General features: G+C 70.1%; 9 protein-coding genes. 3 read left to right on the top strand and 6 right to left on the bottom strand.

Going from position 1 to position 10,338, the window contains the following annotated elements; translation table 11 throughout:
• The first annotated feature begins 70 nt into the window (after positions 1–70).
• Entirely contained in the window at positions 71–319 is a 249-nt protein-coding gene (locus NR072_RS09110; protein ID WP_225348378.1) for a hypothetical protein, read from the top strand.
• Positions 320–425: 106 nt separating this feature from the next.
• Here NR072_RS09110 and NR072_RS09105 read toward each other — a convergent pair whose 3' ends face one another.
• The 6 genes from NR072_RS09105 to NR072_RS09080 form a co-directional block, all read right to left on the bottom strand.
• On the bottom strand, positions 426–1,481 hold the full coding sequence (locus NR072_RS09105; RefSeq protein WP_002854314.1) for a type II glyceraldehyde-3-phosphate dehydrogenase: 1,056 nt from the start codon (positions 1,479–1,481) through the stop codon (positions 426–428).
• 88 nt (positions 1,482–1,569) lie between these two features.
• Positions 1,570–2,271, bottom strand: a complete 702-nt coding sequence (locus NR072_RS09100; RefSeq protein WP_044659892.1) for a DUF305 domain-containing protein — start codon at positions 2,269–2,271, stop codon at positions 1,570–1,572.
• 59 nt (positions 2,272–2,330) lie between these two features.
• Positions 2,331–4,568 (bottom strand): copper-translocating P-type ATPase, encoded by a 2,238-nt coding sequence (locus NR072_RS09095; protein ID WP_044659895.1) that lies wholly within the window; start codon positions 4,566–4,568, stop codon positions 2,331–2,333.
• Between the two features lie 75 nt (positions 4,569–4,643).
• Positions 4,644–4,973 (bottom strand): heavy-metal-associated domain-containing protein, encoded by a 330-nt coding sequence (locus tag NR072_RS09090; protein ID WP_044659896.1) that lies wholly within the window; start codon positions 4,971–4,973, stop codon positions 4,644–4,646.
• Between the two features lie 11 nt (positions 4,974–4,984).
• A complete protein-coding gene (locus NR072_RS09085) occupies positions 4,985–6,214 on the bottom strand; it encodes a cell wall metabolism sensor histidine kinase WalK (protein ID WP_225348379.1) in 1,230 nt (409 codons plus the stop codon).
• Positions 6,211–6,930 (bottom strand): response regulator transcription factor, encoded by a 720-nt coding sequence (locus tag NR072_RS09080; protein ID WP_044659898.1) that lies wholly within the window; start codon positions 6,928–6,930, stop codon positions 6,211–6,213. The genes NR072_RS09085 and NR072_RS09080 overlap by 4 nt, the downstream gene beginning before the upstream one ends.
• A gap of 156 nt (positions 6,931–7,086) precedes the next feature.
• Between NR072_RS09080 and NR072_RS09075 the strand changes: the two genes are divergently transcribed.
• On the top strand, positions 7,087–7,953 hold the full coding sequence (locus tag NR072_RS09075) for a F510_1955 family glycosylhydrolase (RefSeq protein WP_044659899.1): 867 nt from the start codon (positions 7,087–7,089) through the stop codon (positions 7,951–7,953).
• A gap of 611 nt (positions 7,954–8,564) precedes the next feature.
• Positions 8,565–10,130: a multicopper oxidase family protein gene (locus NR072_RS09070; protein WP_145951580.1), complete on the top strand. Its 1,566-nt coding sequence runs from the start codon at positions 8,565–8,567 to the stop codon at positions 10,128–10,130.
• Positions 10,131–10,338: the final 208 nt, after the last annotated feature.

Genomic DNA, 10,338 nt, shown 5'->3' with positions numbered 1-10,338 from the left:
TGTGGTGCTGAATGCTGTGATCGCATGGTCCAAACGATTGTCAGACATGCCCTAGTCGGTCATCCTCAAAGTGACGCTGCCGGAGCGGTCGGACTTCTACCGCGAGTTCGTGGACCATCCCCGAGTGATCCGCGTCCTGGCCCTGTCGGGCGGCTATACCCGGGCCCAGGCCACCACCCTGCTGGCCCGCAACCACGGCGTGATCGCCAGCTTCTCCCGCGCCCTGACCGAAGGGCTGAGTACGGCCCAGAGCCCAGCGCAGTTCAATGCGGTGTTGGATGAGGCCATCAACGCGATCGCGACGGCCTCTCGCACCTGACCGGAGGCCATAGGACCGCTGCGGTAGTCTGCGGCCGCCGAAGCGGTGTCCGACCACCCCCCATTCCTGGGGCCGGGCACCGCCTCAGCGGCGTCTGCCGCGCAGTTCAACGGGCAGCCACCGAGGAGCGCACGAAGTCCTGGCGCACCCCCAAGGCGCGGTCGGTGCGCCGGATGGACTCGCCGCCGTCGTCGACGGTTCCGGTGAGGGCCCGGATCGCGTCGATGTTCTCGGGGACGACGATCGCCTGGTTGTCCACCGTGTAGGTGTAGTACAGCTCGTTGCCGTCCACGGTGAGGATGTCTTCCCAGAGGGCCACCTCATACATATCACCCCGGGGCCGGCCCAGGTCCTCCATGAGTTCCACGGTGCTATTGACCGCCACGACGCCGTCCGAGCGCCGGACGAAGGCGATCCGCGGCATCGCCCGGAACGCCTCCAACACCTCCTGCTTCTCGGCCGGGCGGGTGAGCTCGATCGTCCAGTAGTGCAGGTGGTTCTGAGTGTGGGCTCCCTTGGCGGCCATGGTGACCACGTCCAGGTCCGGGACCACCGACTGGGCGTCGGGCCCCTGATGGCTGGGGATTCGGCCCTCGGGGACGATGGTGTTCATGATCCCCGAGTGGTCCGATTCCCACGGATCGGTGGCCCGGCGGATGAGCACCCCCCGGGCCTTGGACAGCAGTCCGACGTCCTTCAGCGCGGTAAGGGCCCGGACGGTGGCGGTGGTATTGCAGGACACCACCCGGGTGCTGTCCCGGCCCAGGGCGGTGGCGTAGTTGGCGTGGGCGACGAAGGAGTGGCCGGTGAGATCGTGCTTCTCCCCGCCCTGGAACACGGATTTGACCCCGTGGGCACGGTAAAGCTCCAGGTTGCCGGCGCCCACCTGGGCCGGGGTGCAGTCCACCACGACGTCAACGTTCTCGAGCAGGTCGTGCAGGCCTCCGACGACGGGAAGGCCGGCATCCGCCATCACCGGTAGGGCCTGCTCGGTAGAGGCGTAGACGGGGATACCCTTCCCGGCCGCAGTCGCGATCCGGTAGTCAGCGATGACGTCACTGACTCCGACCAACGCCATGTCCTCCTGGGCCCGGACCGCGTCGGCGACGCGTTTGCCGATGACCCCGTACCCGTTCACCGCGACCTTGATCTTGTCCTGCATGCTCGTCTCCTTTCCTGGAGGACCCGTTCCGGTTTCGGGGTCTATCGCCAGCCGCGTCTCACCGGATGCCCGCAGCGGACGACGGTGCTCAGAGCTTGTCGAGCATCTGTTGCATTTCGGTGATCTCGGCCTCCTGGTCGGCAATGACCTGCTCGGCGAGCTGCACGGCCTGCGGGTTCTGGCCGTCCTTGGCCTCGTCCTTGGCCATGTCCACGGCGCCCTTGTGGTGGGCGGTCATCTGCTCCAGGTACAACCGGGCGGCCTCGGTGCCCTGGGCCTGGTCGAGGGCGGTCATGTCCTCCTCGGACATCATCCCGGACATCCCGCCGTGGTCCATGCCCTCCATACCGTCCATGCCGTCCGTGTCCACGGGGTCTTGGCCCCAGGCGGTGAGCATGGAGTTCATGCGCTCGATCTCCGGCCCCTGGGCGTCGATGACCTTCTGGGCGAACGCGGCCACCTCCGCCGGGACGTCATCCTTGGCCAGCAGCATCTCGCTCATCTCAACGGCCTGCTGGTGGTGCGGGATCATCATTTGGGCGAACATCACGTCCGCGTCGTTGTGCTCGGCGGAGACCTCCTCAGCCGAACCGGTCGCCGAGCTAGTAGCCGATTCCGTGGCGGACGGTGTCGCGGTGTCCGTGGCCGCGGGGGTGGCGGCGGGGGCGGAGCTGGTCGCGGTGGCCGAGGCCTCAGCGCCGGCGTTCTCGTCCTGGGCGCCGGTGCCGCAGGCGGTCAAGGTCAGGGCGGAGGCCAGGGCCAGGGCGGTCAGCGTCATGGTGCGTTTCATGGTGGGTCCTTCCACAGTGGGTTGAGGGTTCATATCAGAGTTAGCGCCAAGAGGCGCGATCAGGAGGTCGCGGGTTGAAGGGCAGCCTGCGACCGGGGGCGCTCGAGAGGAGCCAGGTGCTCCGGGTCCAGGTCGATCCGGCGCAGCAGCTGGGCGTTGAGGGCGACCACGATGGTGGAGGCGGACATCAGGATCGCGCCCACCGCGGGGGAGAGCACGAACCCGATCGGGGCGAGCACGCCGGCGGCCAGCGGCACGGCGAGCACGTTGTAGCCGGTGGCCCACACCAGGTTCTGGATCATCTTGGTGTAGCTGGCCTGGGAGAGCTCGATCATCGACAGCACCGCGCGGGGGTCGTTGCTGGCCAGCACAACGCCGGCGGACTCCATGGCCACGTCGGTGCCGGCGCCGATGGCGATGCCGACCTCGGCCCGCGCCAGTGCCGGGGCGTCGTTGACGCCGTCGCCCACCATGGCCACGGACAGTCCCCGGGACTGCAACTCGGTGACCTTGGTGTCCTTGTCCTGGGGGAGGACCTCGGCGAAGACCTCGTCGATGCCCAGGTCCGCCCCGACGGCCTCGGCGACCTGGCGGGCATCGCCGGTGATCATCGCGACCTTGATGCCGCGGGCGTGCAGGGCGGCCACGGCGGCCCGGGACTCGGGGCGGACCATGTCCTCCACGGCGACCGCGCCGATAACGGACCCCTCGCGCAGCACGTGCAACACCCCGGCCCCGCGCGCGGTCCAGGAGGCGGTGTGCTCAGTGATCTCCGCCGGCACGGTCAGGTTAAGCTCGCGCAGCATGTTCGGGCCCCCGACGAGGATCTCGGAGCCGTCCACGGTGGCGCGCACCCCGCGGCCCATGGCAGCACTGAAGTCCGTGCCGCGCTTGCGCAACGTGCTGGCCTGCGGGTGCTGCCCGGCGGCGGTGACGATGGCCCGGGCCACGGGGTGCTCGCTGTCAGCCTCGGCCGCGGCGGCCACCGCCAGCAGTTCTGCCTCGGACACGCCGGGCATCGCGGTGACGGCGGTGACGACGTGGGCGCCCTCGGTCAGGGTGCCGGTCTTGTCGAACAGGACCACGTCGATGGTGCGCATCCGCTCCAGGGCCATCCGGTCCTTGATCAGGACCCCGGACTTGGCGGCCTTCTCCGTGGAGAGGGCGATCACCAGCGGGATGGCCAGGCCCAGGGCGTGCGGGCAGGCGATGACCAGCACGGTCACGGTGCGGGTGACCGCATCGGTGGGCTGGCCGATCGCGGTCCACACGATCGCGGTGATGATCGCCGCAACCAGGGCGAACCAGAACAGCAGGGCCGCCGCCCGGTCCGCCAACGCCTGGGCCCGGGAGGAGGACTCCTGGGCGTCGGCGACCATCCGCTGGATCCCGGCCAGGGTCGTGTCGGTCCCGACGGCGGCCACCTTCACCCGCACGGTGTTGTCGGTGGCCACGGTCCCAGCGACCACCGTGTCCCCGGCCTGGCGCAGCACGGGCTTCGACTCCCCGGTGATCATCGCCTCGTCGAACTCCGCGGCGCCCTCGAGGATGGTCCCGTCGGCCGGCACCCGGGCCCCGGCCCGCACTAGCACCACATCGCCCACGGCCAACTCGGTGATCGGCACGGTGATGGTGTCACCGTCCACGACCTTCTCGGCCTCCTCCGGCAGCAGCGCCGCCAGCGCGTCCAAGGCGGAGGAGGCCGCGCCCAGGGCGCGCATCTCCATCCAGTGGCCCAGCAGCATGATGACCACCAGCAGCGCCAGCTCCCACCAGAAGTCCAGCATCAGGTCCCCGATGCCCAGGGTCGTGACCCAGGAGGCGACGAAGGCCACCGTGATGGCCATCGCGATCAGCAGCATCATCCCGGGCTGGCGGGCGCGCAACTCGGTCAGCCCGCCCTTCAGGAAGGGCATGCCGCCATAGAGGTAGATCACGGTGCCCAGCACCGGGGCGATCCACGCCGAGCCCGGGAACTCGGGGACGTGGTAGCCCAGCAGCTGCCCGACCATGTGGCTGAAGAACACCACCGGGATGGAGAGCACCAGTGAGACCCAGAACCGGTTCTTGAACATCGCGGTGGAATGCCCGGCGTGCTGACCGTGGTCGTGGACCTGGTGGTCCTCGTCCAGGGCCGAGTGGGCGTGGCCCTGGGGCATGGCCTGCCCGTGGGTGGCCGCGTCCGCGGGGTGGTGGGCGGCATGGTCGGTGTGGTTGGCGTGGCCGGCGTGGGGGTTCGGGTCTGGGTGTTCGGCGGTCTGGTCGGTGGGGTGATCGTGGTGGTGCGGGGTGCTCATGGTGTTCCTTCTGCTCGGCGGTCTGTTCGGCGACCGGCTCGGCGGTGGGGCGCCGACCTCGAGGGGATGGGTCGGTTAGATCCGGACGCGGTAGCCGGCCGCTTCGATGGCCGTCCGCACGGAGTCCGCGGAGGCGGGCCCGGTCACGGTGACGGGGGAGGCCCCGCCGGCGACCAGTTCGATCCGGACATCGTCCACCCCGTCCAGGGCGCTCACGGCCTCGGCGACGGAGCCCACGCAGTGTCCGCAGGTCATGCCCTCCACCTGGTAGGTCGCGTCGCCGGCGCTCGTCCCGGTTGGGTCGGCACTCTGGTCCCCGGCGGGGGCGGTGGCGTCGGCGGCTGGGGCGCAGCACGAGCAGTCGTTGGTGGCCCCCGGCAGCGGGGTGCGGGCGGATTCGGTCATGACGGTCTCCTTCAGGTCTGAGGGCGGCGCCGGACGGCGCCTCTCCTCTTGGTATATACCCCCCGGGGGTATCGTTCAAGGGGTGGAGCGCCGGTGTTCACGGTGGATGAACGGGTGCGCCGGTAGGTGGGCTGGTCGGGGGACTGCTTGGTGGGCAGGTCGATGGTGAACGTCGCCCCGGCCGTGGTGGAGGTGGCGCTCAAGGTGCCGCCGTGGGCCTGGATGAGAGCTCGGGAGATGGCCAGGCCGACCCCGGAGCCGCCGTGGTCACGGTCGCGGGCGGTGTCCCCGCGGTAGAAGCGTTCGAAGACGTGCGGCAGGTGCTCGGGAGAGATCCCCTCCCCGGTGTCGGTGACGCTGAGCGTGACCCCGGACGGGTTTTGTCGGGCCTCGAGGGTGACCCGGCCCCCGGCCGGGGTGTGGCGCAGGGCGTTGGTGAGCAGGTTGCCCAGGACCTGGCCCATGCGCTGGCGGTCCACGTCCACGGCCAGGCCCGGATCGGCGTCCATGGTCAGGGCCACGCCCTTGGTGGCGTAGGCCTCCTTGTGGGCCTCGGTCGCGGCATGCAGCAGCCCGCTGACCCCTTGGGGGCTGCGGTCCAGTTCGATCCGGCCCTCCTCGGCGCGGGAGACGTCGTTGATGTCCTCCACCAGCCGGGTCAACCGGGCCAGCTGCTCGCCCATCAGCTCACCGGTGGGCTCGTCCCAGTGGGACACCCCGTCTTGCAGGGCCTCGTGGTAGACGGTCAGCACGGAGACGGGGGTGCGCAGCTCGTGGGCCAGGTCCGAGAGCATCCGTCGACGGGTGTCCTCGGTGCGCTGAAGCCGTGCGGCCATGGTGTTGAAAGACCCTGCCAGCTCCTCCACCTCGGTGCCGGCGCCCATGGCCGGTACGCGGGTGTCGTACCGTCCACCGGCCATGGCCTTGGCCGCCTGGGTCAGGGCGTTGATCGGACTCTGGATCCGGCGGGCGACATGCCAGGTCAATGCCAGACAACAGATCAAGGCCGTGGCCAGGGCCACGCCCAGGGTCCAGAAATTGGCGTCCCGGTAGGCCTGCTCCACGTGCAGCATCTGGGCTGCATCGTGTCCGGCCCCGGCCTGTTCCAGGTGCTCGTGGAACAGTGGTGGGCCGGCCAGGGAAGCCACCACCACCGCGGCCAGCACGCTGGCCCCCACCACCAGCAGCTGGGCGAGGAAGAACCGGGCCGCTAATCCTTGGTAGCGCCGCCGGCCGGTCATTGCTCCGCCATCCGGTAGCCGACCCCGCGGACGGTGTCGATATAGCGGGCCGGGTCCGCGCCGAGCTTGCGGCGCAGGTTCTTGATGTGCACGTCCACGAGCCGTTCATCGCCCACCCAGGCCGGGTCCCAGACGATATCGATCAGCTGGCGCCGGCAGAAGGCCTGGTGCGGGCGCCCCGACAAGGCGGCCAGCAGGTCGAACTCCGTGCGCGTTAGTTGCACCACCTGGCCCGACACGCGGGCTTCGTGGGCGGCCAGGTCGATGACCAGGTCACCGCAGACCCGTTCCGGTTCGGGGGCTGACACCGTTGTGCGCGGCCGGCGCATGACCACCCCCACCCGGGCGACCAGCTCCCGGACGCTGAAGGGTTTGGTGATGTAGTCATCGGCCCCCACCGCCAATCCCTCCAACCGGTGGTGCTCATCGCCGCGGGCGGTGAGCATCAGCACATAGCACTCGGAGAAGGCCCGCACCCGCCGGCACACCTCGATCCCGTCCAGCCCGGGCAGGCCCAGGTCCAGGACCATCACGTCGGGCTCGTGAACCCGGGCGGCCTGCACTGCGGCCGGGCCGGTGTGGGTGAGAGCCACCTCGTAGCCGGCCCGCTCCAGGTAGGTGGCCACCATGCGCGCCAGCGGCTTCTCGTCATCGACCACCAACACCCGGCCGGCCGCCGGACCAGTCCCAGTGTCAGTCCCAGTGCCAGAGTTCATGGGTCCAGTCTCGCTCTGTCTCGCGCCCCGGCGGCTCAGAACGGTGCCGGGGCGGGGAATCTTCATCGAATCTTCAAGGCAAACCGCCCCATCCCGGCGCGTCACCGGCCGACAATGGTAGAAGCCCCGCCTTTTGGCCCGGGGCGGAAAGGCTCCATGACCCCCCTGACCCGCAGAACCCTGATCGCCGGCGGGCTGACCCTGCTCGGCGCTAGCACCCTCACCGCCTGCGCCGCGCCGAACCCCGCGACATCCCCGGCGGCCGGCACCGGCACGCAGGGCACCGGCACGGCCATCACCCACGTCCATGCCCTCACCCGGGACCCCGAGTCCGGTGAGGTGCTGCTGGCCACCCACCAGGGCCTGTTCCGGCTCCAGGACGGGGAGCTGACCCAGGTCGGTCCGGTCGTGGACTTCATGGGTTTCACCCTGACTCCCGAGGGCCGCTACCTGGCCTCGGGTCACCCCGCGCCGGGCACCGACCTGCCCGAGCCGCTGGGCCTGGCCGAGTCCACCGACCGGGGCCAGAGCTGGACGGTGCTCTCCCGCGGCGGCGCATCCGATTTCCACGCCCTGGCCGCCGGCCCGAACGGGGTCCTCGGCTTCGATGGGCAACTGCGCGCCAGCACCGACGGCCTCACCTGGCAGAGCCTTGAGATCCCCGTCGCCCCGGCATCGCTGGCGATCTCCCCCCAAACCGGGACCGTGCTGGCCACCACCGAAACCGGCATGTTGCGCTCGACCGACCACGGCGCGACCTGGACCACCCTGGACACCCCCCAGCTGATGCACCTGGTCGCCTGGGCCGATGACACCACCGCCGTGGGCGCCGGCACCGAGGGACACCTGCTGACCAGCACCGACGCCGGCGACACCTGGACCGCCAGCGACCGCCCGGTCGGCACGGCCACCGCCCTGGGAACGGGCATCACCGACGACGGGCAGACCGAAGCACTGCTGGTCGTCGGCTCGACCGTGCTGTCCACCACGGACGGCGGGAACACCACCGAATCGCTGCTGTGACCTCCCCCCGCCGCCCCCTGTCCGGCTGGCCCGCCCTTCGAACCGTTCTGGGCACCCTCGTGTTGATCCTGGGCCTGCTCGGGATGCACGCTGGTACGGGCACCAGCGCGGCTTGGGCCGCCACCGGTACGGCCGCCGCCACAACTGTTCATCACCTCGGGCCGGGGCCATCGGTCCGGCCGGCATGGTGCCCGAGGTCGTGCTCCCGGCCGAGCCTGCCGGGGATGAGGCAGCCGACCCCGGGCTGCCGGTCTGTGCCCTGGAGGCCGTGGACGATACCTGCGCCTCGGCCCTGACCAAGGCACCTGTCGTGTCCCACTTGGCCTCCCGGGCCCTCCTGCCTAGCCCCGGTGGGGGACTGACCGCACCACCCCTGCCCTGGGTTGCCCATTTCCGGCCCCCGTGGACCCTTCACTGGCTCAACTGGCCGTCAGCCGCACCTAAAGCCCCCGGCCGCGCCCCACCGGTGAGCGCAGGGTCCGCCAATACCTCCGGGTGACAGCGGCACGCAGCCCCGGTACGCCACCGGCCTCACCCAGCAACTGATCAGCCATGCCCGGCCCCGTCGCGCCCGCCTGCGACACGGGGCCGGATGACGGAAAGAAGAACCGATGACCTCCTCACTGACCACCCGCCGCACCTTCCTGGGCGCCTCCGTCGGGGCCCTGGCGCTGGCCGGGCTGGCCGCCTGCGCCGATCCCGCCATCAGCCCCCAACCGTCAGGGCGCATCCTGCCCACCGACCCGCTGGTCGCCGAGTACGAGAAACGACGCGCCGCCTCGGGCACCACCGTCACCCACCGGCTCTCCGCCGCACCCCTCGAGACCTCCCTCCAGGGTCGGGGCCTGACCACCTGGGGATACAACGACGGCCTCAACGGGCCGCTGCTGCGCGCCCAGACCGGGGACCTGCTCAAGGTCAGCGTCGCCAACGACCTGCCCGAGGACACGAGCGTGCACTGGCACGGGCTGGCCCTGCGCAACGACGCCGACGGAGTCCAGGGGGTGACCCAGGACCCCATCGCCGCCGGAGGACGCTATACGTACGGCTTCCGGCTGTCCCATCCGGGCACGTACTGGTACCACTCCCACTTCGACACCCAGCGCGAACGCGCCCTGTACGGGGCCCTGATCGTCGAGGACCCCAACGAGCCCCTCAGCTACGACCAGGAATGGGTCGTGATCCTGGACGACTGGCTCGACGGGATCACCGGAACACCGCAGGACGTCGTCGAGGAACTCTCCGCCGGGATGGACATGTCCGGCGACATGGAGGGCATGGCCGGCATGGCGGGCATGGACCACGGGTCCATGAGCCAGGACAGCTCCTCGGGCATGCCCATGAAGCACATGCTCATGGGCGCTGAGAGCGACTATCTGGGCGGGGACGCCGGCGACGTGAAGATCCCCGTGCACCTGTTCAACGGCCGCCCCCCATCCGACCCGGACACCTTCTCCAGCACCCCGGGCAACCGGATCCGCCTGCGCTTGATCAACGCGGCCGGAGACACCGCCTACCGGGTCGGGATCCCCGGCCAGGAACTGACCATCACCCACACCGACGGGTTCCCGGTCCAGCCCCGCCAGGCCGATGCCGTCGTCCTGGGGATGGGCGAACGCCTGGACGTGCTGATCACCCTCGGCGACCAGGCGGTGCCCGTACTGGCCCTGCCCGAGGGCAAGACCGGCCACGCCTACGGCATCATCGCAGCCGGTCCAAAGACCACGCTCTCCGGTCGGCTCCCACAGACCCTGGGCGGAACCGTGCTCGATGGCAGCCGACTGAAGGCACACGAATCCGTCCTGCTCCCACCCAAGGACCCGACCACGACCCACGAGGTACGCCTCACCGGATCGATGATGGAGTACGACTGGGGCATCAACGGGCGACGCTTCGACCCGGCCAACCCCCTCGAGGGCGCCTTCGAACTCCGGTTGGACGAACGCGTGCGGGTCACGATGACCAACGACACCGACATGTGGCACCCCATGCACCTGCACGGCCACACCTTCCAGCTGGCCGACCATGGCGCCCGCAAGGACACGGTCATCATCAAACCCCGGCAAACCATCGTCTTCGACTTCGAGGCGGACAACCCGGGCCAGTGGCTAACCCACTGCCACAACGCTTACCACGCCGAGGCCGGGATGATGGGCGTCTTCTCCTACATCCACTGACCCTCCCGCCCGGCCCACACCCCTCCATCCACGGGGGGATCGCACGGTGGCCGCCCAGGAAAGAACATGCCTTTATCGCTCACCCCCACCCACCGTGCCCAGCCCGCCCGAGACCTCTGGCCCGGCACCCCCGTCCTGACCCGTAGGAGGAAAGGGTCTGCCGTGAGTTTGGTTGACATCTGATCTGTGGTCCCGGGAGGGACTGCTG

Origin of the sequence: Micrococcus sp. Mcc89 (genome assembly GCF_024519795.1) — a bacterium.
GTDB lineage: Bacteria > Actinomycetota > Actinomycetes > Actinomycetales > Micrococcaceae > Micrococcus > Micrococcus luteus.
Note: the sequence above shows the minus strand (reverse complement) of the source record. Positions and strands in the feature narration are given on the sequence as shown.

What these genes read in the sequence shown, in the direction of transcription:
- NR072_RS09105 (WP_002854314.1), bottom strand. Translation starts at nt 1,481, where the DNA reads ATGCAGGACAAGATCAAGGTCGCGGTGAACGGGTACGGGGTCATCGGC.
- NR072_RS09100 (WP_044659892.1), bottom strand. Translation starts at nt 2,271, where the DNA reads ATGAAACGCACCATGACGCTGACCGCCCTGGCCCTGGCCTCCGCCCTG.
- NR072_RS09095 (WP_044659895.1), bottom strand. Translation starts at nt 4,568, where the DNA reads ATGAGCACCCCGCACCACCACGATCACCCCACCGACCAGACCGCCGAA.
- NR072_RS09090 (WP_044659896.1), bottom strand. Translation starts at nt 4,973, where the DNA reads ATGACCGAATCCGCCCGCACCCCGCTGCCGGGGGCCACCAACGACTGC.
- NR072_RS09085 (WP_225348379.1), bottom strand. Translation starts at nt 6,214, where the DNA reads ATGACCGGCCGGCGGCGCTACCAAGGATTAGCGGCCCGGTTCTTCCTC.
- NR072_RS09080 (WP_044659898.1), bottom strand. Translation starts at nt 6,930, where the DNA reads ATGAACTCTGGCACTGGGACTGACACTGGGACTGGTCCGGCGGCCGGC.
- NR072_RS09075 (WP_044659899.1), top strand. Translation starts at nt 7,087, where the DNA reads ATGACCCCCCTGACCCGCAGAACCCTGATCGCCGGCGGGCTGACCCTG.
- NR072_RS09070 (WP_145951580.1), top strand. Translation starts at nt 8,565, where the DNA reads ATGACCTCCTCACTGACCACCCGCCGCACCTTCCTGGGCGCCTCCGTC.